The organism is Paraburkholderia phytofirmans PsJN (assembly GCF_000020125.1).
Taxonomy (GTDB): domain Bacteria; phylum Pseudomonadota; class Gammaproteobacteria; order Burkholderiales; family Burkholderiaceae; genus Paraburkholderia; species Paraburkholderia phytofirmans.
This window is the reverse complement of record NC_010681.1, coordinates 252,186-274,654: the sequence shown is the minus strand read 5'-3', so window position 1 is coordinate 274,654 and position 22,469 is coordinate 252,186. Positions and strand designations below refer to the sequence as shown.

General features: G+C 62.6%; 18 protein-coding genes and 4 pseudogenes. 12 read left to right on the top strand and 10 right to left on the bottom strand.

The window, feature by feature from the left end; genetic code table 11:
- Nucleotides 1-88: 88 nt before the first annotated feature.
- Both BPHYT_RS01190 and BPHYT_RS01185 read right to left on the bottom strand, forming a co-directional pair.
- Nucleotides 89-1,057, bottom strand: coding sequence for a LysR substrate-binding domain-containing protein (locus tag BPHYT_RS01190; protein ID WP_012431328.1), 969 nt, complete (start codon nucleotides 1,055-1,057; stop codon nucleotides 89-91).
- A 153-nt stretch (nucleotides 1,058-1,210) separates the two neighbouring features.
- Nucleotides 1,211-2,671: an SLC13 family permease gene (locus tag BPHYT_RS01185; protein WP_012431327.1), complete on the bottom strand. Its 1,461-nt coding sequence runs from the start codon at nucleotides 2,669-2,671 to the stop codon at nucleotides 1,211-1,213.
- Between the two features lie 168 nt (nucleotides 2,672-2,839).
- On the opposite strand from BPHYT_RS01185, the gene BPHYT_RS01180 reads away from it, so the two are divergent.
- Both BPHYT_RS01180 and BPHYT_RS39010 read left to right on the top strand, forming a co-directional pair.
- Nucleotides 2,840-3,571, top strand: a complete 732-nt coding sequence (locus BPHYT_RS01180; protein WP_223274389.1) for an AraC family transcriptional regulator — start codon at nucleotides 2,840-2,842, stop codon at nucleotides 3,569-3,571.
- Between the two features lie 20 nt (nucleotides 3,572-3,591).
- Nucleotides 3,592-3,933, top strand: a pseudogene (locus BPHYT_RS39010) (cupin).
- A gap of 64 nt (nucleotides 3,934-3,997) precedes the next feature.
- Here BPHYT_RS39010 and BPHYT_RS01170 read toward each other — a convergent pair.
- A complete protein-coding gene (locus tag BPHYT_RS01170) occupies nucleotides 3,998-4,282 on the bottom strand; it encodes a hypothetical protein (RefSeq protein WP_012431324.1) in 285 nt (94 codons plus the stop codon).
- Between the two features lie 730 nt (nucleotides 4,283-5,012).
- On the opposite strand from BPHYT_RS01170, the pseudogene BPHYT_RS01165 reads away from it, so the two are divergent.
- The 6 genes and pseudogenes from BPHYT_RS01165 to BPHYT_RS01140 form a co-directional block, all read left to right on the top strand.
- Nucleotides 5,013-5,381 (top strand): annotated as a pseudogene (locus tag BPHYT_RS01165) (DUF932 domain-containing protein); the annotation flags it as partial.
- 42 nt (nucleotides 5,382-5,423) lie between these two features.
- Nucleotides 5,424-6,872 carry a site-specific integrase gene (locus BPHYT_RS01160; RefSeq protein WP_012428288.1) on the top strand — a complete coding sequence of 483 codons (1,449 nt, stop codon included), beginning with the start codon at nucleotides 5,424-5,426 and terminating at the stop codon, nucleotides 6,870-6,872.
- 44 nt (nucleotides 6,873-6,916) lie between these two features.
- Nucleotides 6,917-8,752 (top strand): integrase, encoded by a 1,836-nt coding sequence (locus BPHYT_RS39005; RefSeq protein ID WP_238535612.1) that lies wholly within the window; start codon nucleotides 6,917-6,919, stop codon nucleotides 8,750-8,752.
- Nucleotides 8,749-10,632: an integrase gene (locus BPHYT_RS01150; RefSeq protein ID WP_012428290.1), complete on the top strand. Its 1,884-nt coding sequence runs from the start codon at nucleotides 8,749-8,751 to the stop codon at nucleotides 10,630-10,632. The genes BPHYT_RS39005 and BPHYT_RS01150 overlap by 4 nt, the downstream gene beginning before the upstream one ends.
- Nucleotides 10,629-10,991, top strand: coding sequence for a hypothetical protein (locus tag BPHYT_RS01145; RefSeq protein ID WP_012428291.1), 363 nt, complete (start codon nucleotides 10,629-10,631; stop codon nucleotides 10,989-10,991). Before BPHYT_RS01150 ends, BPHYT_RS01145 begins: the two co-directional genes overlap by 4 nt.
- Nucleotides 10,992-11,109: 118 nt before the next feature.
- Nucleotides 11,110-11,634, top strand: a pseudogene (locus BPHYT_RS01140) (DUF932 domain-containing protein); the annotation flags it as partial.
- Between the two features lie 385 nt (nucleotides 11,635-12,019).
- On the opposite strand, the gene BPHYT_RS01135 reads toward BPHYT_RS01140, so the two are convergent.
- The 3 genes from BPHYT_RS01135 to BPHYT_RS01125 are packed head-to-tail and all read right to left on the bottom strand — an operon-like array spanning nucleotide 12,020 to nucleotide 15,590.
- Nucleotides 12,020-13,021: a tyrosine-type recombinase/integrase gene (locus tag BPHYT_RS01135; protein ID WP_012431321.1), complete on the bottom strand. Its 1,002-nt coding sequence runs from the start codon at nucleotides 13,019-13,021 to the stop codon at nucleotides 12,020-12,022.
- Nucleotides 13,018-14,367, bottom strand: coding sequence for a tyrosine-type recombinase/integrase (locus BPHYT_RS01130; protein ID WP_012431320.1), 1,350 nt, complete (start codon nucleotides 14,365-14,367; stop codon nucleotides 13,018-13,020). Before BPHYT_RS01130 ends, BPHYT_RS01135 begins: the two co-directional genes overlap by 4 nt.
- Nucleotides 14,364-15,590 carry a tyrosine-type recombinase/integrase gene (locus BPHYT_RS01125; protein WP_012431319.1) on the bottom strand — a complete coding sequence of 409 codons (1,227 nt, stop codon included), beginning with the start codon at nucleotides 15,588-15,590 and terminating at the stop codon, nucleotides 14,364-14,366. The genes BPHYT_RS01130 and BPHYT_RS01125 overlap by 4 nt, the downstream gene beginning before the upstream one ends.
- A gap of 207 nt (nucleotides 15,591-15,797) precedes the next feature.
- On the opposite strand from BPHYT_RS01125, the gene BPHYT_RS01120 reads away from it, so the two are divergent.
- The 3 genes from BPHYT_RS01120 to BPHYT_RS01110 all read left to right on the top strand — a co-directional run bounded on the left by BPHYT_RS01120 (nucleotide 15,798) and on the right by BPHYT_RS01110 (nucleotide 18,624).
- The gene (locus tag BPHYT_RS01120) at nucleotides 15,798-17,837 is read left to right on the top strand and encodes a ParB/RepB/Spo0J family partition protein (RefSeq protein WP_238535611.1); all 2,040 of its coding nucleotides are present in this window, start codon (nucleotides 15,798-15,800) and stop codon (nucleotides 17,835-17,837) included.
- 139 nt (nucleotides 17,838-17,976) lie between these two features.
- A complete protein-coding gene (locus BPHYT_RS01115) occupies nucleotides 17,977-18,222 on the top strand; it encodes a hypothetical protein (protein ID WP_012431318.1) in 246 nt (81 codons plus the stop codon).
- Nucleotides 18,223-18,366: 144 nt separating this feature from the next.
- Nucleotides 18,367-18,624 carry a DUF6900 domain-containing protein gene (locus BPHYT_RS01110; protein ID WP_012431317.1) on the top strand — a complete coding sequence of 86 codons (258 nt, stop codon included), beginning with the start codon at nucleotides 18,367-18,369 and terminating at the stop codon, nucleotides 18,622-18,624.
- A 114-nt stretch (nucleotides 18,625-18,738) separates the two neighbouring features.
- Here the strand turns inward: BPHYT_RS01110 and BPHYT_RS01105 are convergent, their stop codons facing one another.
- From BPHYT_RS01105 to BPHYT_RS39000, 4 genes and pseudogenes are all read right to left on the bottom strand, one after another.
- Nucleotides 18,739-19,458: a hypothetical protein gene (locus tag BPHYT_RS01105; protein WP_012431316.1), complete on the bottom strand. Its 720-nt coding sequence runs from the start codon at nucleotides 19,456-19,458 to the stop codon at nucleotides 18,739-18,741.
- Nucleotides 19,451-20,155, bottom strand: a complete 705-nt coding sequence (locus BPHYT_RS01100; protein ID WP_012431315.1) for a nucleotide-binding protein — start codon at nucleotides 20,153-20,155, stop codon at nucleotides 19,451-19,453. Before BPHYT_RS01100 ends, BPHYT_RS01105 begins: the two co-directional genes overlap by 8 nt.
- Before the next feature lie 9 nt (nucleotides 20,156-20,164).
- Entirely contained in the window at nucleotides 20,165-20,614 is a 450-nt protein-coding gene (locus BPHYT_RS01095) for a hypothetical protein (protein ID WP_012431314.1), read from the bottom strand.
- Nucleotides 20,615-21,606: 992 nt separating this feature from the next.
- Nucleotides 21,607-21,693, bottom strand: a pseudogene (locus BPHYT_RS39000) (HU family DNA-binding protein); the annotation flags it as partial.
- A gap of 139 nt (nucleotides 21,694-21,832) precedes the next feature.
- On the opposite strand from BPHYT_RS39000, the gene BPHYT_RS01090 reads away from it, so the two are divergent.
- Nucleotides 21,833-22,201: a hypothetical protein gene (locus tag BPHYT_RS01090; protein WP_021162791.1), complete on the top strand. Its 369-nt coding sequence runs from the start codon at nucleotides 21,833-21,835 to the stop codon at nucleotides 22,199-22,201.
- Nucleotides 22,202-22,469 lie beyond the last annotated feature (268 nt).

The following is a 22,469-nucleotide window of genomic DNA, read 5'->3' as shown; positions in this document are numbered from 1 at the left end:
TCACGACCAATACAGATTTCGTCGGGATCGATACTTTTTCTGTGACTGCTTTAACAGCCCGTTGGCATGCGGGCATCTGTTAATGCAGTCACGATTGATCGCAGCAGGCCGGGCGGGAACCCTGTTGTTCCGCCGCTACCACTTCCGCCGAAGGCAGATTGTCCAGCGCTGTGTGATTGAAGAAGAATCGCAGGAGGGTAGCTTGCGGGGGTGGCAACTGCTCCTCGCGGCAAATCACAAATCCGTCGATGTGAGCCTCGTCCCCCGAGACAGCCATGTACCGCACGCCCGCGCGCAACGGCATGGCAGCCGATGCCGGCAGCAGGGCGATGCCAAGGCCCGCCGATACCAGTGTCATCATCGACGACAGTTGCGGTGCAGCCGGGCCAGGCTTCAACATCAATCCGTGACGTTCGAACAGACGGTGAACCTGGGCATTCAAACCGGAAGCCTGGCCCGCCGACGACAGCACGATGTGACGGTCCGCCAGCGACTCAAGCCGCAGCGTGTCGTGCATCGACAGCGGATCATCCAGCGCGATGGCGGCGACGACCTGCTCCCGCAGGTGCCGCTCGATGCGCACGCCTCCCAGGTCAGCCGGTGGGGCGAGACGCGATATGCCGATATCGACCTGCCCGCCCCTAACCCGCTCATTCAGGATGCCTGATGGCATCTCCACCAGAGTCCATTCGATATCGGGAAACTGTAACGCGGCAGATCTCAGTGCAGCGCCGAATCCGGCATTCAGGGATACGGAGGCAGAATACCCAATCGTGACCGGTCCTGCGGCGCCCCGCGAGAGCTTCCTCGCGTAGTCTTCAGCCCTCACACAGTCCTCTACGATTGCTCGCGCGAACGGCAGAAATCTCTTGCCGGCCGTCGTCAACTGGACGGTCCTGCTCGTTCTCTGGAACAACGGGAATTCCAGTTCGGCCTCCAGCAGCCCGATCTGGCGAGTCAGAGGCGGCTGTGCGACATGCAGTCTCTGCGCCGCACGCCCGAAATGCAACTCGTCTGCCAGAGCTACGAAATAGCGCAATCGTCTCAGATCCAGCATAGCGTTCTGCCCACGCGATCATCACCTGCTCATGCGGTGCGCCGCGGCGTGCATGAGCAGGCACGCTCGCCCCTCGCCGGTCCCGGGCCTTTCCGGCCCGGACATCTGACGCAACAGACGCGCTCACCGCGGGGAACATCTCACACCGTGCATCTACAGCACCCCCAGCAGCCTCCACCATGTCCAGTCCAGTGGCAGCAGGGCAACCACCGTGATTGCGCCAAGCGAGACGCACAACCTGGTCCCGTCCCGCAGGGAAACCCCGCCCATATGCATCGCAATCATCATGGGCGGAGACTGGTACGGCAGAAAGACCGTGGAGAACACCGGTACCTGGAGCATCAGCACGGTGTACAGCGGCAGACCGCTCGCATGCGCGAACTGTCCCGCCACCGGTGTCAGGACCGCAGGCAGCCCCGGCAGCGTCGTCAGTAGTCCGATGAATCCTCCGATCAGCTCAAGCCAGATCGTGTTCGCGAGTGCATGGCCCGGCGTCATATGCAGCCACTGCAGTAACAGACCGGCGGCCCAGCCCCCGAGGCCCGATTCCGAGATCAGCGCGCCCAGTCCCAGAAACCCGGCGACGTACACGAGCGGGGTAAGGTGGACCTGGTCAGTGAAGTCCTTCACTGGGACGATGCCCGTCTGTGGGAGCAGGCAGGCCACGCCGGCCGCGAGACTCACCCACGCCGGCGAAATGCCGTGCCAGAAGTCCGTCGCATAGCACAGCAGCGACAGGCCAAGGATGACCGCGAGCGCCCACTCGCGTCGGGACAGACGCTCGCCGTTCTGCTGCGGCCGGCAGCTGCGCTCGATACGGTCGGGAAACAGCCGGCAGATCAGCCAGACGAGGATGACGGTCTTCAGCGCGCCGAGCACGGGAAAATGCAGCAGGAAGTACGGACCATAATGCAGGTGGACGCCATAGAGTGACTGCGCCGCGCCGAGCAGCACCGAGTTCGGGATGTTCGCTGGCAGGATCGTCGTCGGTGGCATATAGCTTCCGGCCGCGACCGCCATCACCAGGCCCGTGCGCCCGCGACGTCCGGCCTCAAAACCCAGACGGTCGGCCAGGGTCAGCGCGAGCGGGGTGAGCAGCAGGACCCGCCCCGTCGTCGATGGCATTACGAATGCCAGTGCGACGGCGCCGAGCGCGAGCGCCGCAACATAGTGACCGTACGTCTCGATACGCGCGGCCAGCAGGAAATTGCTGAAACGGCCCGCGAGCCCCGTCACGCGTACCGCCACGCCCGTGATCGCGCCGCCGAACACCAGCCACCAGGCGGGGGACGAAAACCCCGCGAAGACGGTCTGTGCGGGCGCAACACTGAACAGCATCGCCAGGAGAAAAAACAGCAGTGTCGTCACAGGCTCCTTCAGCAGGCCCAGCGCCCATGAACAGACCGTGAAGAACACAAGGATCGCCGCCTGGGACATGGCCACCGGATAACCGCGGATGAGCGGCACATACCGCGTCAGGACAAGTGCCGCGACCACCCACAGGATCAGCAGGCCGGAGCCGATCAGCTCACCGTAACGCGCATGCAGTGACCGGCGCGCCGGACTGTGCGAAGGTCCTTCCGCGTCGACCCTGACAGCCTTCAGATCACCCATTCCCGTTCCTCCCTCGCCGTCTGAAGTCTCGCTCCTGAACTGCTTTCATCATAGGCAGTCGTACAATGGCGATGATTCGACTGACAGACATCTTCTTACGAAAATATGCCAAGCCGTGATGCCTGGGACCCGCAGCCCAAACTGGTGCCGACACGCAGGGAGCCGGTCATGGCGCACCTGCGCCTGCCACCGTCGGACGGCATCATCGAATGGCACCGGCATACATGGGGACAGATCGCCTGCCCTCGCGTGGGGAGCATCCGGGTGAGCGCACCCGGCATGATGTGGATCGTGCCGCTCTGGCGTGCGGTGTGGATTCCGCCCGGCATTGATCATCAGGTGGTGATGCTCGGACACGTCGAGTTTCATGCCCTCTACATCGAACCGGGGGCGTCCCCGCTACCCTCTGATGCGTGCTCGGTCATCGAGGTCTCAGACCTGATGCGCGTGCTGACCGGGTCACTTGCCGCCAGCACGCAGGCTTCGCCCCGCCACCGGCAACTCGCCATGCAGTTGCTGCTCGAGGAAATTCGCGGTGCACCGACGCTGCCCCTGGGCCTGCCGTTGCCCACGGAACGGCGGCTGCGCACGCTGTGCGCGGCGATGATGGAAGAGCCGGGCTCGCAGCGCACGCTCCAGGAGTGGGCCCGCGTGGTCGGCGCAAGCGACAGGACGTTGGCCCGGCTTTTCCAGAGCGAACTGAATACGAGCTTCGCAATCTGGCGTCGTCAGTTGAGACTCTCACGTGCCATCGACCTCATCGGCCGGGGCGTTCCGCTGCATGTGGTCGCCGCCGAACTCGGCTATGCGAATGCGCCGGCCTTCTCCACCATGTTCCGGCATGCCCTTGGCTTTCCACCCTCGCAGCTCACAGGCACGGCAGCCACGCGGCGGCGCTGAACCGTCCCCGAAGCTCCTTTGTGCTATCTCACCACCCGTCGTGTCGCGCGGCCGCTTCAAGCACAGTCGCTGGCGTCCGGGCTAGCCGTGCATGGGGCGCACTGGACATCGCGACGATGCTGGACATCAGCGTGCGTCTGCACGGGACTGATCATCCATATAAGTGGCACGTGAACGATAGGGAGGAGGGATTCGCCGTTCTCGACGGGACGGTCGACATGCATCAACGCGAGGCGGAACAGGCGCATAGGGTGCAGACTGCACGCCAGTGACGTTTTCCGTGCCGGGGTGGGATGCGAACATGTCGTGCGTCCCCCGGGCGAAGCGCAGTTCTCGACATCGAACACGAAGGCAGCATCTGACCTTCATATCCCGTATGCCGTACCGCAATCCTGCGACCGGCCTGGCACCCGTCGCTGTACAAGATCAGTTCACGATCCGGCAGACACCCCAGGGTGTCGTGAGGATCTCCCCCGCCTGCAGCCGGACGTTTCCAACCGCACGGGCGCGGAACGTCACCATGCGGCCATCCTCTTCCGTATAAGGCCCGATCTCCACGACCTCAAGCGCCAGGCCGTCCACCTGGATGCGTGAGCCGGTGAACGCACTCGTTCGCTCCCGTTGCGCGAGCGCGCCCGCAAGTGTCAGGCGACGGGGTTTGTCCGCCACATCGACATCGTCCGTTGATTCAGTCTCAGGCTGCACAGGCATGACTATGTCGTTGCTTGACCGGGGCCGCCATTGTAGCAAGCGCCTGGATCGCAGCCGTGCGGATGTCGTGCTGCACACGGGGGCCGACCAGACTCGTTCTCCTGAACGATGTGACGTGCCCGGCATTTCGGGCCTTGCGTCTGGCGACATACGCGGCACCGGCTTCTGGTTGCGCGTGGCGGACCGTATCGCCCACAACGACCCGACTGACGGGCGATCGTATTGCACATGACGGCCAGCCGGACGTCTCCCTTCACTCACGTTTCGGGCCGGGCTTTCGTGCATTCGCACCGGGCCGCCTGCGGCGTCCCGGCCCTGCCGGGCTTCAATCCCTGACGCAACACCTCAACCCCTGAAAAGCCTGATCAGGTGGTGGCCGCACAGGCGGCCACCACGATCCCGCTCGCCGCGAGGCGGCTCATCCCGGTCAAACCCGGAGCTTCGCAGCCGCCTGCCCCCTGAGTTCCCGCCCGACACCCGCGACCGTAGCCGATGGCCGCCCGGCGTCAAGGGGCGAGGGACCGTGTTGCCCGCACCCCTCCCTCGCCTTTTTCCTTGACACCGGGCGGCCATCGGCTCCTTGAGTCGCACGGGCGCGAACTCAGGGGACTGGCGGCACCACTGCCAAACCCCGGGTTCCACCGGGACGAGCCCAACCCCTACGAGGCGGGCGGAATCTTGGGGCCCGGTCAGCGCAACACCCCTCAACCTTTTTGCTGTGGAGAGTGTCATGCAACTCGCTTCTTCCTTCCGTTACGGTTCCCCGATGCTCCGTTCCGACTCGCCGCTGTCGGACGACCAGATCCGCCGTGTTGCTCCCTCGATTTTCGCGGATGGCAAGCACGAAAGCCGCTCCGACCGCTACACCTACATTCCCACCATCGACGTGCTGCGCGGTCTGCGCAACGAAGGCTTCCAGCCGTTCATGGTGTGCCAGACCCGCGTGCGCGCCCAGGACAAGCGCGAATTCACCAAGCATCTGATCCGCATGCGTCCTGCGAGCGAAATTACCGGCGAGGATGTCAACGAAGTCATCCTCCTCAATTCGCACGATGTATGCGCAAGCCAAGAGCGATTTCCCGATACTCTCAGGTTGCTTTAAAACGGCCATCAACACGAACACGGCACGAGGATCTCGGCGATGACGGCAAGACGAACCACCATCCGGCAACTGGCACTGACCGAGGTCGCTAACCGCGACACTCCAGGTGCGGCGGCGATCAGCATCACCATGCCCAAGGGCGGCACCATCTATCACACGGTCCCGCTCGCAGACCCCGACACCGGCAAGCGGCGCGACGCCCGTCCGCGGTGGATCGCAGGTAGCTTCCCTCTCTTTCCCGTTGTCCGGCTCGCGGACGGTGCGCCGTGGGCTGAGGCGAACCTCTGGCTCATCGATATGATGGAGTCGAAGTCCTCGCCCAACATGCTGACGTTCGCCAGCATCGCTGACGACCTGGTGGCATTCCGTCGTTACCTGGATGACGAAGGCGTCGACTGGCTGACGTTCCCCGCGAACAAGCGGCAACGCCCAACCTACCGCTACAGCGCCTCGATCAGGCTGGCCGTGCAGGCTGGCGAACTTTCTCCGGGTGTTGCCAGGCGCCGTATGGGCGCCGTGGTGCGCTTCTATCGCTGGCTCATGGCAGAAGCGGGCTTCAAGCCTGCGAACGCGCCGTGGGTCGAATCTGGCCGTTTCATCGAGTTCAGGGACCAGAAGGGCTTCAGCAGCACGATCGAGGTCAAGACCACCGACCTGTCGATCAGTGGCCGGCGCGCAGATGACCCGTGGGACGATCACATCCAGGACGGCGGTCGCCTGCGCCCGCTCCCCTCATCCGAGCAGTCGGTGCTGCTCGAATCGTTAGCCACTCTCGGCAATTCCGAGATGACGCTCGTTCATCTGTTCGCGCTGTTGACTGGCGCTCGCATCCAGACGGTACTGACCGTGCGTGCGAAACACGTAATGCGCAAGCCGGGCGAGTTTCACGGCGGCGACATACGTCTCGCCTGCGGGCCAGGTACAGGTATCGACACGAAGGGCGATGTCAAGGGCGTGTTGCACCTGCCGCGCGGTTTCTACGAGCGGCTCTACATCTATGTGCACAGCGATCGAGCTCGCAAGCGTCGCCAACTGGCAGACGGCGGCGATCACTTCGACCAGCCGCTCTTTCTAAGCCATCGCGGTGCGCCGCTCTACGAGGACCGCGGGTCGCGTGGCCCGCTCAGCACCGGCCCGCAGGTGCGCCGCCATGTCAAGACCGGGCAGGCCGTTCGCCAGTTCATCAGGGACGAACTGTTGCCCATGATGCGCGTGCAGCTCGGCAACCCCAGGTATGAGTTCAGCTACCACGACCTGCGAGCGACCTTTGGGCTCAATACGGTCGACGCGATGACAGCGAGCAAGACGAGCTACACGCGGGCGCTCGATCAGTTGCGACAGTTGATGTGGCACGTACAACCATCTACGACCGAGCGCTACCTCGCTTACCGCGAGAATCGTAAGCTGTTCGATGCTGTTCAGGATGGCTGGGGTGCGCACCTGTCGACGCTGGTCACACGCACCCTCGACACTGCGGTGACAGTATGAACCGCCTTTACGACGAAGTGCACATGCCGCTCGCGGAGGGCACAATGCTGCTGCACCCCGAGCGAGCGCTGCTCAAGTGGGAAGGCATGAGCAGCCGTTCCGATATCGGGCAGATCTGCTACCTGAGGCGTGACACGTCAAGCTCGCACCGCGCGCGACGAACTTTCGATATCCTGAGCTTCAGCATCGAACGCGTCAGGGTCGTACGCCTGCTGGTGACGCAGCTTTCCGGGCGTATGGCCCTTGGCGCGATGCGTCCGGCAACGATCTCGATAGCGCTGCGCGTCGTGCTTGATTTCGTCAATTGGGCCGACAGACAGGGCTTGCATCAGGTGCTTTGTGACGAGAAGGCTACGGCGGAGGCAGTTCATCGCTACTTCCGCGAGAAACGCGAACAGGTTTCGCTGGGCAATCTGAACCGCAATTCCGTCGGCCACGATCAGCGTAATCTGTTGTCGATGCTCCGTGAGTTTTTCGGAAACGACGACTTCTGCACCGACGCGAGGGTGCTGCGCCGCCAACTGGATGCCTCTGTGCCGACTGCTGTGCCTGACACCGAGGCACAAGCCGCCCTGCTCGCGTGGGCTGACGCGCTCTTCACCGGCATCAGCACCCTGGTGCTCGACTTCAAGTCGTACCCGGTGCGCGTAAGCACGGCGCGTGGCGAGAGTCTTTGCCTAGTTCCGCACAGACACCACCGTCGTGAAGACGACAACTTGCACGGCCACCTGCTTGGCTGGAACCTGGAGACCGGGGAGCTGCGCACGCGGGAAGAAATCGCGACGCACATGGCTGCGGCAGGCGCTAAAGATCCTCGTGCGCGTGCGTGGATGATCGCCTCGTTTGCGGCTAAACATCTTAGGGCTGCGAACGAGGATGCGCAATCAGCGATCCGTCGCTCGCACGCTTCAATGGCGACCCTTTGCTTCGCCGCGCTGTTCCTGGCCGAAACGGGCGTCAACCTCGCGCAACTGCTGGCCATGAAGTGGAGCCCGGAGCTTGTCGCGAGCCTGCAGGATACGTCAGTTGTACGTCAGACGTTTCGCGAGATCAAGTACCGTGCAGGCGGGAAGGGGGTGACGTTCACCGTCTCGCTGGGCTTCATGCCGAAGCTCAAGACGTATCTGGCGTTGCGAGAGTATCTGGTGCAGAACGCGGACTGCGACGCGTTGTTCATTCTAGCCGGGCATTACGCAAAGCGACGACGGCCAATGGGTCTCCCAACTCAATTTCTGGCTCAGCTTTACAGTCGACTCGATACGCTCGGGATCGTGCTACCGCGCATTACCGCACGTCAGTGGCGTGCGGCGAAGCAGGATTGGGCGGTGAGCAACCACGACCCTGTCGTCGCAGCCAGACTGATGGGCCACTCCTTGGCCACGGCGCTGCGCTCATACTCGAACGGCACAGACGCCGCGCACAAGGCCGAGATGGGCGCGTTCCTCGCTTCGGTCGAGAAGACCGTGCTGAAGCCCGGCAACGACCCGGCGGGCAGCATCAGGAGCGCGGTGGGCGTCTGCATCGAGTTCCACAAACCTGCGCCGATCGCAGCTTCAGTCACCGTACAGCCTGACTGCCGCTCGACCGAAGGATGTCTCTTCTGCGACCAGTACCGCGTGCACGCCGACGCCGCCGACATCCGCAAGCTGCTGGGCTGCCGTCACTGCGTCAGGCTCGTGAGCGGGCGTGCTGACTCGATCGAGCAGTACGACACATCGTTCGGCGCCGTGCTGCGGCGCGTTGACTTCCTGCTGGATGAGCTGCGCAAGCGCGACGCCGCGCTGGTCGATCAGATCGAGCACGACGTTGATATCGAAGGGAATCTGGACGCGTTCTGGTCGGCCAAGCTCGACCAGCTTTACGAACTGGGAGTGGCATGAACAACACGCTGATCACGCCGATCGCAGAGCGCCCCGACTGGTATCGGATCGAGGATGATACGGTCGTCACGCGCGACAAGGCTGGGAATGCCGTTTCGCTGTTTGGTGACGACGCCTGGGACATCGGCGCATACGCGATTGGGCCGCGCAGCACCGGCCTCCATTTTAGGGGCCACCTGCCTGACGGCGTGACCCGTGCTCTTTCAGAGGCGACCACGCGTCAGTGGAAGCAGATCATGTACTTTCTGATGCATGAAGCAACCGATATGGTACCGGCGTCCAGTACGCTTCAGGCTCGTTCGGTTTATCTGAGGGAATTCGCATTCTTTGCCGCCGAACGGCAGCTTACGCTCTACGAGGGGCTGTCCAATGTCCCCATTGTTCTGGACTATGTGGCACAAGCGGGGATGGAAAGGAAGGCCCAACGCCTTCATTCAATTCTGGTGCAGCTTCACCGTCTGGGCGTCGGGACCACCGGACTGTGTGTGCCGCTGGCCCAACTACATAAGCCTCTGCTCGATCGCTTCGCGCAACGCGCTGAATACGCACAATACCCTGTCATCCCGACGCGGATCTATCAGCACTTCCTGTCGACCTGTGAGCATGACCTCGGCGTCGCTGAGGACGTCGCTGACATCCTGTCGGATTACCTCGCACGCGTGTACGCCGGCGAGAATCCAGACGTCTCTGCAGCGGTCGCAACGAATGCTGTGCACTTCGGGTGCAAAGACTCCCCTTACGTCGTGTCGTCGCTTGTGGCGTCGATCCGCGCGCTATGCCAGCTTGTCATCCTGGCATTCACCGGCATGCGCGCGAGGGAAGCGGAGAACCTGCCGTACGACTGCCTGAGCGAGACCCGTCTGGATGGCGTGACGCACTACACCATCGAGGGCGTCACAACCAAGCTGTCGGGTGGTCGTCCCAGGCGCGCGCGCTGGGTGACCAGCCCGCTCGCCGCTCGTGCCGTCCGGCTTGCGCAGCGGCTGTCGGGCGAGGCTCACCGTGCGCACGGCGCACCGAGCTACGCCGAATCAACGGACGGGTCACACCTGCTGTTCTGCCGGATGGGTCTGCGTTATGGGTACGTGGCAAACCGTGGGGCGAGTACCCTGCATCTCGATGTCGAAGCGTTTCGTGAGCGCGTCTTCCCGACGATCACGGTCGAGGACATTGCCGAACTGAAGCGTGTCGACATGCACCGCGCGTGGGAAGACGAACCGAAGTACGCGCCCGGGCAGCAGTGGCCGTTCACGCGCCACCAGCTTCGCCGGACCCTGGCCCTCTACGCGCATCGGAGCGGACTCGTGACACTGCCGACGCTCAAGCGTCAGTTGCAGCACATCACGCAGGAAATGAGCATGTACTACGCCCGCGGCTCGGCGTTCGCGAAGGGCTTCATCGACATCGACAGGACCCACTTCGCGAAGGAATGGGTTGAGACACAGAGCCTGTCCGAATACCTTGCATACGCCCAGCAGGTGCTGTTCTCCGACGAGCGGCTGTTCGGCGGGCACGCAGCGTGGACGCAGAGCCGTGCCGTGCAGGCCTCGCCCGTGTCGGTTTATTCGCGCGACCAGACGGTGAGGATGTTCAGGAAGGGCGAGCTGGCGTACCGCGAGACGGTGCTGGGCGGCTGTGCCAGCATCGAACCGTGCAAGTCGACACCGCTCGACTGGATGCGTCTGGATTGTCTTGAGTCGAACTGCCGTAACCTCGTGGTCGTGCCGTCGAAGCTTCAGCGCGTGATCAAGGCGCAGCAGGTTACGGTCGGGAAGCTGCGCGCTGTCGACGATGCGAGCGTCGAATATCGTATCGAGGTCCGGACGCTGCAACGACTGCTTGATGCGCAGGAGAGACTGATCAAACCGGAGGTAACATGAGCGAAACGATGGCCGACTACTACGCCGCCCTTGAGCGGCTGAAGAAGCGCAAGGGTGCGCGTATCAACAACGACACTGTGGCGATCGAGGCTGGCCGCAAGAAGGGCTGCATCAAGAAGTCACGCCCGCAGTTCGCTGAACTGATCGAAGCGATCGACGCGGCCAACGCCGTAGCCGAGCGACCTAAGCTTGAACTGAACGATCGTCTGAACCGCGCGAAAGGCGACGCAAAGGATTTGCAGGCACAGCTTGACGAGTCGCTGGCCCGGGAGCTCGCACTACTGCGACAGGTATTCAGCCTGCGCAAAGAACTGGCCGCGCTGCGTGGCGGTAGCGTCCTGCCCTTGCATTCGAGCTAGATTGAGATGGACACTCCGACGGCCATTCTGTCCACTTTTACCATCCAATCAGATGGACACCTGGCCGACAGTTGACTCCGGTATTTTCAAGGCCACAGCGGATGTCCATTGTTTTTCTCTTGCGCGTAACGATGGGTCCAGCGGATTCCAGTTACTCGGTGGCGTCTATCGCTTCGTCTGCCAGAACGGGATGGTTGCGGGCGAAACCATCGGCGAGGTCCGCGTCCCGCACAGGGGCAACATCGTGCAGAACGTCATCAACGGCGCGTTCGATGTGCTCGACGGCTTCGACCTGATCCGCGAACAGAAGGACGGCATGAAAGCCGTCACGCTCGACCGCGACGAACAGTACGCGTTCGCGCGCTCCGCCCTCGCGCTGCGCTACGACCCGTCCGACACCGAAGCACCCGCCCCCGTCACCGAAAGCCAGTTGCTCGCCCCGCGTCGCTTCGAGGACCGCCGGGACGACCTCTGGACCGTATTCCAGAGAACGCAGGAAAACCTCACCAAGGGCGGCCTGCATGGACGCTCGCGCAGCGGACGCTCCATGTCCACGCGCCCCATCACCGGCATCGACCAGAACGTGAAGCTCAATCGCGCGCTGTGGATGCTCGCTGACGCCATGCGGCAGATGAAGTCGTAGCGACCACCGGGCGGCGTACCGCGCCACCCACCATTCATTGATCAGGACTCCTTTCCGGGTCAAGTCCTGATCACTTCTGCAACACCGACCCGGAATCATCTTTCCAACTTTCTGGAGTCAGTCATGCAAGCCCAAGTCGAAACCCCTGTCGTTGACCCCGCCGAACCGGCCACGCCGCTTGAAACCAGTTTCGGCAATGAACAACCCGTCATCGCCGTGCCGTATTCGAGCCTGCACCCTTCGCCGCTGAACGCCCGCACCCGACCGCTCTCAGGCATTGAGGGACTCGCCGCGAATTATGAGAAGCATGCCGTAATGCGAACCTGGCCTCAGGAAGTATGTTTGGTGGGTATCAAAGGGCACATTGCTTCGCATTACGGCAAGATCACAGGGCGTCGAGCCAGGCAAGCAAGTTTGGGTTACGCCGCCATCGCGGTGGGCTACCAGGTCGAGTCGAGCGATCTACCTGCTCAAGGGCGAGCCGCTTGGTCTCGATGTTGGCTCGAGCATAGTGGTTCGTCGTGTCGAGACTGACGTGCCCAAACCAGTTCCTGATCACCGTAACGTCGACTCCGGCGGCTATCATTTGGACACCAGCGGTATGGCGGAACGTATGCGGATGTACGCGTTTCTTTCGCAGCGACGGCGAATCGTACGCGGCGGCTCGCACGTACTGTGCGAGCTTAAATCGCGCACCAGCCGCGCTGAGTGGTCCGCCATATCGATTGACAAACAGCGGTTCGTTATAGGGTCTAGGCTGCCGTTCGAGAAGGGCTTTGAGCAATGCCGCTGTTTCCGGCCAGAGCGGACATATTCGCGCCTTGCGCCCTTTGCCGTATAGCTTGACCTGAGCCGGCGCCGTCAACCGGATGTTGCTGGGACAGACATCCAGCGCCTCCTGGATACGTGCTCCAGTGTTGTATAACAAGGCCAGGAGAGCATGATCGCGTTGCCCTTCGGGCGTCGAGCGGTCCGGCCGGCGCAGAATCGCAGCTACTTCATCGCCGTCGAGGTAATCGGGTTCAGGTTTGGGACCCTTCTTGGTTGGGATGGACAATACCGCGGCGCATTGCATGGCCGACAACGGCTCACGATCCGCAACGAATCGGAAGAATGACCGAATCGCCGCTAGCCGGCAATTGCGCGTGCCGATCGAGGTACGCCGCTCCGACTCGCTGTGTTTCAAGAACGCTAGAACTTCGTCGGCCGTCAGTTCATCCAGCTTGAGCGCGCTCACTGGACGGTGGTGTCGTCTGGCCACGAATTGCAAATAGAGTTTCCAGGCATCGCGATAAGACAAGACCGTGTGCCGCGAACAGTTGCGTTGCTCCGCAAGCCACTCATGGAAGAAGGCATGCAGCCAGTACGCGAGAGACTCCCTGTTCATGATGCATCCCCCTGCGCACGCAGCACGTCGACGCTGTGTTGCCGATACCGTTCGCTCGCCTGCCGAAGCAACTCCGGGGTGCTATGTAAGTAAGCGAGTGTCGAGCCGATGTCCTTGTGGCCAAGGTAGGTAGCGAGATACGGCAGATGGGCTTGTGGATTCACGCCATCCCGATACCATTGCGTCATCCGATGCGCGACGAATGTATGTCTGATATCGTGAAGCCTCGGCCCCTGGCGTCCATGTTCAGTCTTTAACCCGGCACGACGCATCACGCAGCGCAGAAGCTCCTTTATGGTCTTTCGACTGTATCCGCATCGTAATAGCGACGCCCACCACATCGGGGCGTCCTCCTCGACCGGTGCGCCCGAAGCGGCGCGGTCAGCTACATAGGCGCGCAATACGTTAAGCGCACTGGGTGCCAGTGGCAAACGGCGCGATTTGAAGAATTTCGTCTCTCGAACTTCGAGTAGTCCGGACTTCAGATCCAGGTCCCGCAACCTCAGGGCGGCGATCTCACCCACACGCAAGCCCGCGCAATACGCCAAAGTGATCATCGCATGCAAAGCAATTGGTCGCAGAGGAGATCTCGGGGACGGGAACGCTCGGGCGGCATCGAGCAACGCTCGGATCTCAGCTTCGGTGAACACATAGGGACGCCGTTCTTGCTCGACTGTTCGGCTATATAGTCCCGCCGCGACTGGCATGATCGAGACTGCCGGGTCCTTCCGACGTAGTGCCCTTGATAGTATGAGCCCGCACTGCTGTACTCGGAACTGATGGCGTATGCGGTTGCTTTCTTTACTCCAGGCATCAAGTAGCTGGGGAAGTTTGGCAGTTGCCAGATCAGGATGCTGTTGCAGAAACCGGTCGAAGTATCGTAGATCGCCCATACGGGCCTCGTATCGGTAGCCCAGTGACTGCATCCGTGCAACGTGCTCGCACATCATCGGACCAAGCACGCTGCCCCATTCGGACAATGGTTTCAGTCGCTGCAAAGCACTTTCGTAGTCGCTTTCCAGTAAGGCACAGACGATCGGCCCCAAGTGCCCACCATACTGTGCGCGCAGTTCCAGCAAGGGATGGGAACATCCCCCTTCCGCCGTGCGCCACTTGAGGTAACGGGCAATCACGCGAATTCGGCAGATCACATTTCTCAATGACAGCCGCTGGGTTTCCTGCTTCAACCACTCGCGTAACGGTACTGTCCCAGCCTGATCGGTGACGGACATCCTTCCATACAGTGATTCTTCGAACTCCAGCAAGATGCTACGGTAATGTCTGCATGATTCGGGTCCGATCGACTGCGTGTCAAGGAACCGGCTGACGTTCTCTCTGGTATTCATGACGCCGCTCCCTGTGGAAGATCCAACGAGATCGCCATCAAATCATCGGTCGCCAGTTTGAGGTAGACGGCCGTCGACCGTTCGCTGCGATGTCCGAGGACATCGCCGATCACCTTAATTGATACACCACCGCTGAGAAGTGACGCGGCACGGCTGTGTCTCAGCACATGTGGTCCGCGTTTGCCCGGTAGCGAAACTCCGGCGGCCCTGAACCGACGACTTATCATGCTATGAAGGGCAGCACTCCCCGATAGCGGCTGGTATGGTGCGCGTCCCCTCAAAAAGATGAGGCGCTGCGTTGTTACGGGGCGCCCATGGCAAAGGTAGTCCAATAGCGCATCAGCCGGAAGGCGCATCAGGGGCAATTCTGAACAGCTCCCAGTTTTCGTGTGCTGGATACGAAGCCTCTCACGATGCCAATCGACGTCCGACAGACACATACCCAGGACTTCCCCTGCGCGCAGGCCGTAGGTCGTTAGCAGCGTCAGCAGGGCATAGTCGCGACGACCCAGCGGTGAGCAATCACGTCGAACAATGTCGAGGACCCAGTCGATATCTTCCGGGCGGATCGTTGATGGAATGTCCTCCATCGCATATGCAGACGTCGCTTCGATCGCCACCGAGAGATCGATGGACATCCGGCCACTACTATGCAGATATCGCAATACGCCGCGCAGCGTGCCTACCATCGTCCCCTTGGTCCGGCGCCGCATGGAGGCGACTCTCGATGCGATGTATGCATCGAGATCAGCAACGTTTACAGTGGTGAGGTTCTTGCCATGATCGTCCAGCCATCGTAAGAGCGAACGTGCTTCGAATCTATTGTGCTGGCGCGTGCCTGCGGACAGCCCGCGAACCTCCGTCATCCACGCGTCGTATTCGGCCACCACTTGGTGTATGGCGACATCCTCAGCGCTATCGCGCATCGTCTGCGTCGGCCAATCTCCATTGTGAACCAGGCGTAACAACATGTGGATCGCCATCCGGTTTTCGTTTCGCGAAAACGTTGAGAGCGCATGCTGGTCGCGTGTACGAAGGCGGTCAAGATACTGTCCAACGTCAGTTGGAGATATGGCTTCGAGAGCCTGTCCATGCTGAGCCACGTCGCGAAGAAAGCGGCGCACAGCATGCGGGTACTTTCTCACGACCGATTTTCCGTACCGCTCATCCTGGAGATACTGCTTCAGCCGATCAAGCCAGAAACTGTAATCTGATTGCGACACGATGATCTCCTTGGGTTAGAGACCAGAGAATCATGGCAGCGCTGAGCAGATAATGTTAAGTGTCGGTACACGCCAGCGTGCTGAATCAGGCACTTGACGTCGCTCCTTTGCATTACGGTTTCCTTCTCATAATCGGCGTAATGGCGAGCTTGCCATTAGGACAACATCCGCGCGAAGGGCCTGTTACAGAATCTCGTCGTTCACGAAATGAAGGGCGGGCGCGGCAAGCAGCGAAAATACGGCGTCTGCGCGGGCCAGCGCCGCGAAGCCGCGCTCGACCTCCTGTATGCGCAGAAACACATCGCCGCCGACTACCCGGTGCCGGTGCGCATCGTCAGCGATGGCGAAGCCCTCGCCATTTCGCTGATCGAGAACAGCGAACGCGAAGGACTCGATCCGTTCGACGTGCTGCGCGCCTACCGGATGCTGGCCGAGGAAGGGCGCAGCGTCGATTACATCGCTGCGCTTTTCTCCGCGTCGCCGCTTACCGTGAAGCGCCGCATGAAGCTCGCCAACGTGTCACCAAGGCTGCTCGGCCTGCTGCGCGAGGATGCGATCACGCTCGACCAGCTTGCCGCCCTCGCCCTCGCGGATGACCATGAAACGCAGGAACACATCTGGTTCGATGCGAACGAATGGCAGCGCCAGCCGAACTATCTGCGTCAGGCGATCACGCGCGCCGAAATCGATGCGAGCCGCAGCCGCCTCGTGCGCTTCGTGGGCCTCGCCGCCTATGAAGCAGCGGGCGGGTACGTGAGGCGTGACCTCTTCAGCGATGATGAGAACGCCGGTTACATCGCAGACGCCGAACTGCTGCAGAAGCTCGCCGCGCAGAAGCTCGATGCCGCTGCGGAAGAAGTCCGCGCCGAAGGCTGGGGCTGGATCGAGACACGTGTCGAGCGCGACTTCCTCGAACTGAACCGCTACGGCAGGCTGCGCCCGGTGCAGCGCCCATACACCGGCAACGAGCAGCAGCAGATGGATGCCCTCACCGCACAGCAGGACGAACTGGCTGAAAAACTCGAAGCCCTTTCGGAGGACGACGAGAGCGCCTACGAGGAAGCCGACCGCCTCAACGAGGAAATCGAACGCGTCAATGCGGCGCTTGTCGCCCTCGAAAGCGTCGCACTGGTATGGGACGAAACGCAGATGGCCGGGGCGGGCGCATTCGTCATCGTCGGACCGCAGGGTGAACTGGTCATCGAGCGCGGCCTCGTGCGGCGCGAGGACGCCAGCGTCCTCGAAGCGGCGGGCGCAGACGTGACCGGCACGCCGGAGGCACAGGCGCACGATCCGGTATCCGCACAGGCACCGAAGGTCCGACCCATTCACAGCGCGAAGCTCTGCCAGCGCCTCACCGCGCACCGCACTGCTGCCATCCATGCAGAACTGGTCGCGCAGCCCACCGTGGCGCTCGCTGCCCTGCTGCACTACCTGGTGCCGAAGGCACTGCCCGAGCACTTCGGGCGCGCGTCCACGCCCGACTTCCTCGCGCTCACCGGCACCAATAACCAGGACAGCCTGTTGCGGGCCGCAGACGACCTGGGCACCAGCCCCGCGTGGAGCGCCGTCGAGGCGCAACGCACGCGATGGATTGCAGAATTGCCCGCGAAGCGCATCGACCTGCTGCCCTGGCTTGTCCAGCAGGACCCTGGCACGACCCTGCTCGATCTGCTCGCCTTCTGCACCGGCACCCTGCTCGACGGGATCACGGGCGAAGAACGACCCCATGCGATCAACGCGCTCGCGGGAGCGTTGAACCTCGACATGACGCGGTACTGGACGCCGACCCGCGCCACGTATTTCGACCACGTCAGCAAGGCGCGCATCGCCGAGGTCGTCGCCACAGCCGTGTCACCGAAGGCCGCAGCGGACCTCGAAAAGATGAAGAAGGCCGACGCGGCAGCCGCCGCCGAACTGCGCCTCGCGAAAGTCGCCTGGGTGCCGGAAGTCTTCACCGACCGGGAAATTCCCGCCGCCCCCGCGTGGGGTGTCCGGGATGACGAGGGGGACGAGGATGACGGGGACAACGAGGGTGACGCGGACGACGACGGCGCAGAAGGCACCGCCGCACAGGACGGCGACGATGCCGATACGGAACCCGATACCGGCACTGGAGTGGAGCACATCAACGACACGCTCCCCGATATGGCCGCCGTGAATGCCCCAACCAGCCCGCACTCGCCGTGGCCCTTCCCGACCGCTGACGGCGTGAGCATCGGGCAGTCCGGCTCGCGCGTCGCCTGACGTCAATTACCTGCGAACCCTGCCCCGTTGCCCCGGCAATGGGGCAGGACAGGCGGTACGGCCCTGGGTCATCTCCCCGGATCATGTCCCCGAGTCACGGCCTGCTACCTGCGCACCTGACCTCAACAGGAGCAATATCATGTTCAACCGCATCCGCATGACCGTGGTCGCGACCAATGCTCAAGGCTCGCCCGATCTTTATCTGACCTTCGTTCACGCCACTGACCTGCAATACGGACACGGTCGGCATTACGACATGGCAATCGCACGCGCAGAGGACGAAGGCTATCGCGCTCCGATGATTGCGTTTGACCACAATGACGCGGCCGCAGGGGCGCTTCGCCATGCCCTCGCTTTCATGCAGGGTGAAACCGACGAAGTCTGAGCCGCGCGGGCTGACGGCGAGCCGTCTGCCTTTCGCAGCCCGCCGCGCGCCTGCCGCCCACAGGCGCGGCCTTCGGCTTCCCAACGGCCTGACGGCTCGCCGCACGGACAAAAACGCTTGATGTTCCCGCGCAACCGCGCGTGAATGATGTCGTCGCAACCGTCTTTCAAACGCAACCGGGAGATCATCGTGAGCATGCCCGACCTGCCAGCCGCCGCAAGACGGCAGATCGCTGAAATCGCCAGGACCACGCTCGGCATCGAAACCCTCGAAACCCGCTACGCAGACCGGCTCGACTTCCATGACACCGCCGTCTGGTCCATCAAGGCCGCACTCGAAGCGGTCTGGCTGGCCGGGGCCGCCGCCGGGAAAGAGGCGGCACGGCAAGACGGTGCAGCATGAACCCAACCGCAGCCTGCCGGTTCGGGTCGGGGCATCTGTCGCGCGACAGGCAGGCGATGGACTCGCGCCAACGGGTGTCCCGTACGGCCTGCACTGTCCGGGCTTCGTGAATCATTACCGCCTGGTGGCGCGCGGCACCGGCGAGGTGTCGCCCGCCCGCGCAGGCGGCGACCCGTCTGCCTGAGCCCAATGAATGCCAGCCCACCAGCCACCCACGCCGCCCGCGCCCGTCGCCAGCAGTACGACGACCAGACCGCCCGCCACCAGACCGTAGCACGCCCTGACGAAGCGTCGCATGGCGACCCGCTCGAATGACGCGAGTGCCGCGTCGAGCCGTTGCCGCTGCTCACGAGCCGAAACTGTCGCTGCGCCCACGATCCGGTTTCCGGCAACGCGCGCGATCCGGTTCGCCGCGCGCTGCGTGAGCACGGCGAGCGCCTCGTCGTTCATGACTGCCAGCGCCGCCTGATAGCGCGCCTCGTGCTCGGCGGTCATCCTCTCCGCCAGCGTGATTGTTTCCTTGCAGCGTGCCAGCGCCTCGCGGTGCTGCACCATCAATGCCTGCGTTGCCGCGTACGCTTCGGCTCGCGCGGCATCGACGCCGCCTGCACCCGCCTGACGGATGCGCTCCGGCATCGCCTCGTAGAGACGCACGTAGTATTCGAGCACCGCCAGCACCGACCACAGGGCATCGTTGTCCCGCAGGTTCAGCGCCGCCGACACGCGGCGCATGCGCAGCAGGCTTGCGTCATCCGGCGGTGTGCCGCTCACTTCGAGGAAAAGCCGGGCGAGCGGATCCGCCGGGCGCGCACGACGCGAACGCCGCTCACGCATCGCCTGTCACCTGCGCGAACATCGCGTCGTAGCATGCCCGCCAGCGCAGCAATTCAGCGCGCTGTCCGATGGGCAGGGTTTCGACCGCCTTGCGTACCGACAGCCGCTGGCTGCGCAGATCATCGGCCACGCGGTCCGCGAGTTCGGGAAAATCCAGCGACCGGCCTTTCGCCTCGATGCTTTTGCGCAGCTTCGAATCCTGATACAGCACGAACCGTTCAGGCGTACCGTAGTAACCATTGCGCACGACATGCACCGTCGCGTCCGGGAACGTGTCGCTGAACTGTCGCAGCAGTTCGAGACTGTCGCGCTGCCGGTTGATGACCCAGAACACGACGAGCCGCCGTCCCAGTTCATCAAGCGTGCTGCCCAGTGTCGCGCCGTAGCGCGTGACGCCATCCTGGTTGCGCGCCGCCGTGCTGACCACCACGACCGCATCGCGATGCCCGTCGCAGTAGTTCACCATGTCGATCCAGCCGCCCGCCGTGTCCAGATCGAACGATGCGCACGCAATCTCGTCGTGTACTGCGCGCATCACGTCCGGGTTCGACGTGTCGTTTTCCACGAGGACGGTATTCACGCCCCGGCGTTGCAGGTGATCCACCAGCGCGAGTGCGACCACGCTCTTGCCGACGCCGCCCTTGCCACCGCCGACGAGATAGATGGGATTGACTGCCGTGTCGACTGTCCTGTCCATTGCGACTCCCTACAGGTCCTCGGTGTCGGGCCGGATTGCAAATCCGAGCGTGCCCTGCACCGGCATGAGTTGTCCGGTTACGGTCTTTCCCCCATCCTTGCGGACCTGTTTCTGGCGCGGCGAACTGTCTGGCGCACGCGTTTCCGCTCTGTCCGGCTGTGCCGCTACTCTCGCGCCTGACGCCGCGCGCGCACCGCTCGCGCCGCCGCCCTTCCCGGCTGCGCGCAACCCGTAGCGGATCGCACCCGCCGTGATGTCGATCCCGTGCGACTTCGCCTGTTCCGCGATCTGCTCCAGCGTATAGCCTTTTGCCTGCGCCGCGCGTACACGCGCGCGCATGTCTTTCATCGCATCGCGCACCGTGACGCCGCGTTCCGCATCCGGCCTCTCGGGCAGCGCATCAAGCGCACGGGCAAACGCTTCCCATTGCGACTTCGCATAGACCCTCGCGACAGGCATTGTCACCCTCCCGTGCACACCTTCCTGCGCGCCGTTAACGCACGGACCTGTCACCATCCTGCGCACAGCAAACGCAACCGTCAACCACCTGTTTTCGCACGGCAAACGCGTACGGGAACGCATGGGATGCGATGGGAAGCGATGAGCACAACGCACTTTTTAACGCCTGTCGTACACACGCGACATATCCGCCGTTGACGCGCGGTTACGCATTGATATTCACTCGCGCCACGCACCGGGTTCGCACGTTGCCGCCTCACGTTACGCACGGACCTTGATCATCGCTACGCAGCGGATGATCATCGACAGCGCAAGAGCAGCGAATGTGGCAACGCCACGCATTGGACATCGATAACACCCGAGCTGTGCACGGCGTGCGACGCAGCAACGCCAGACCTGCACCCGGTATCGCGCCACTTCTGCACACGTCACACGTGCGTTTAGCAAGACGACATACGCACAATCGTGGGCATGCCATGCGCACGGAATGGACCGATAAACGCGAAAGTACTGCGCACGGGAAGCGCATCCGTTTGCGCACCGGCATACGCATTTCGTTTGCGCCTGAAGGGAGACCTCTGCGCAGCGGTTTCGCATGGCCTTCGCACACGGTTCGCACGCGATACTTCGGGGCCTGAACAGAGGTTTACGCCGTGACGGAAACCTCTGCGCAAAACGTTTACGCCGCGCGACAAAAAACGCACGGAAAACACGGTATTGCAGGATAGGCTACCGCCGGTTTTGGGCGCCATGCGCGCAATAACGCACAATGCTATGCCGGGCCCGGCCCGGAAACAGGCAACCGACGAATGCGACGCGAAGCGCCGTTACCTCTTCGGCGCTTGCATCGCAGCCCGCCATGACAGGGGTATGCGGTGTGCGCATTTTTCCGGCGAGTGAGGACGCCGCGTTCGGCCGCGGCGGGTTTCGAGGCGGTGCGTAGAGCGTGTCGCGGTAGATTCAGCTTGAGGTCGAGTTGTGGGACAGGTGATCTACCACTTGCTGGCGTTGACCGCATCCCTGAACGCCTTGCCCGCCGTGAATTTTACCGTCTTCGCAGCAGCAATCTGGATCCGTGCCGCCCCTTTTTGCACTATCTGTCGCACATCCCGTACGTAGCTCCGCATGTCCCGCTCTCGCCATCCGTCCTCCCGTCAATCGCGGAAGCCGCGCCATTCGCGTGCCACGCTGCTCCCGTTGCCTGCCAGCGCAACCAGCATGTGCTCGCTGAAGTTTCACGCGTGTCTCACCATCGTGCGTGTCGGGTTTGGCAACGCCGAACACCTGGTCGAACTGGCAAGCGTCATGTATATCGCGTACCTCCTGCAACACAAAGGGTATGGTACGCAGCCCGTCGAACGCTTCCACGAAGCCGAAGACGCGATGGAGTGTGTAAACAGGCGAGGCCTGGAAACCGGTACGTGGCGCCTCGATGACGCCGCCTATCCTCGCTTCGCGGAACTCCTGACCTTGCACGACCGGCAACTGGCCGATGCCCCCGCACACGTCATCATCACAGCAGAGGATGAACTGATGCGCTTCATTGGTAGCACTACACCCTCACCGCTGCCGCCCCCACCCGGTTGAATCACAGATCGCGAAAGCATAAGCGCGACTTGACACGCTGACCTCGGCAACGTCGTGCGGCAGTTATCGTGTTACGCCGGACATCCCCGGACCCATCCACGAATCCCGTGTTTCCTGCACATCGGCGTAATGCGGGCTGGCACGTATAGGACAGCCGTTTGGTGCCGCTGAACCGGGCGGCCTGGCAGGAGCGGCAATTTAAGTCTGCTTTAAGACATGATGGCCTTCAGATAAACGCTGTGTTGGCGTTCGTTCGATAATCGGACGA

Coding starts and splice junctions, on each gene's coding strand:
- BPHYT_RS01170 (WP_012431324.1), bottom strand. CDS start 4,282: ATGCCTGTGCAGCCTGAGACTGAATCAACGGACGATGTCGATGTGGCG.
- BPHYT_RS01185 (WP_012431327.1), bottom strand. CDS start 2,671: ATGGGTGATCTGAAGGCTGTCAGGGTCGACGCGGAAGGACCTTCGCAC.
- BPHYT_RS01150 (WP_012428290.1), top strand. CDS start 8,749: ATGAACAACACGCTGATCACGCCGATCGCAGAGCGCCCCGACTGGTAT.
- BPHYT_RS39005 (WP_238535612.1), top strand. CDS start 6,917: ATGCTGCTGCACCCCGAGCGAGCGCTGCTCAAGTGGGAAGGCATGAGC.
- BPHYT_RS01145 (WP_012428291.1), top strand. CDS start 10,629: ATGAGCGAAACGATGGCCGACTACTACGCCGCCCTTGAGCGGCTGAAG.
- BPHYT_RS01110 (WP_012431317.1), top strand. CDS start 18,367: ATGATGTCGTCGCAACCGTCTTTCAAACGCAACCGGGAGATCATCGTG.
- BPHYT_RS01105 (WP_012431316.1), bottom strand. CDS start 19,458: ATGCGTGAGCGGCGTTCGCGTCGTGCGCGCCCGGCGGATCCGCTCGCC.
- BPHYT_RS01115 (WP_012431318.1), top strand. CDS start 17,977: ATGTTCAACCGCATCCGCATGACCGTGGTCGCGACCAATGCTCAAGGC.
- BPHYT_RS01130 (WP_012431320.1), bottom strand. CDS start 14,367: ATGAATACCAGAGAGAACGTCAGCCGGTTCCTTGACACGCAGTCGATC.
- BPHYT_RS01135 (WP_012431321.1), bottom strand. CDS start 13,021: ATGAACAGGGAGTCTCTCGCGTACTGGCTGCATGCCTTCTTCCATGAG.
- BPHYT_RS01120 (WP_238535611.1), top strand. CDS start 15,798: ATGAAGGGCGGGCGCGGCAAGCAGCGAAAATACGGCGTCTGCGCGGGC.
- BPHYT_RS01095 (WP_012431314.1), bottom strand. CDS start 20,614: ATGCCTGTCGCGAGGGTCTATGCGAAGTCGCAATGGGAAGCGTTTGCC.
- BPHYT_RS01090 (WP_021162791.1), top strand. CDS start 21,833: ATGTGCTCGCTGAAGTTTCACGCGTGTCTCACCATCGTGCGTGTCGGG.
- BPHYT_RS01190 (WP_012431328.1), bottom strand. CDS start 1,057: ATGCTGGATCTGAGACGATTGCGCTATTTCGTAGCTCTGGCAGACGAG.
- BPHYT_RS01160 (WP_012428288.1), top strand. CDS start 5,424: ATGACGGCAAGACGAACCACCATCCGGCAACTGGCACTGACCGAGGTC.
- BPHYT_RS01100 (WP_012431315.1), bottom strand. CDS start 20,155: ATGGACAGGACAGTCGACACGGCAGTCAATCCCATCTATCTCGTCGGC.
- BPHYT_RS01180 (WP_223274389.1), top strand. CDS start 2,840: ATGGCGCACCTGCGCCTGCCACCGTCGGACGGCATCATCGAATGGCAC.